Here is a 240-nt window from a genome sequence, read left to right as displayed (position 1 = left end):
ACCTATATTGGTGTGGGCCTGGGCGAGCACACCAAGGAGGCACAGGAGGCCTTAGAACGCGCAATGCGCAATGCGCCGTAGGTTGTCGAATGCCACAATATCACCGGCACCATCGAGTATCTGCTGCGCGTCTAATGCGCCGACCTCAAGAGCTACAAACAGTGCCACACCGAAATCCTCGGCACCTCGCCCTTTGTCACCGCGATCACGACCTACGTTGTGATGGGATCGCCCAAGGAC

At 57.9% G+C, this 240-nt stretch carries 1 pseudogene; it reads left to right on the top strand.

Going from position 1 to position 240, the window contains the following annotated elements:
* Positions 1 to 240: pseudogene (locus R0J92_RS26170) on the top strand (Lrp/AsnC ligand binding domain-containing protein); the annotation flags it as partial.

The sequence above is a fragment of the Tritonibacter sp. SIMBA_163 genome (assembly GCF_046535935.1).
In the GTDB taxonomy this organism is placed as follows: domain Bacteria; phylum Pseudomonadota; class Alphaproteobacteria; order Rhodobacterales; family Rhodobacteraceae; genus Epibacterium; species Epibacterium scottomollicae.
Note: the sequence above shows the minus strand (reverse complement) of the source record. Positions and strands in the feature narration are given on the sequence as shown.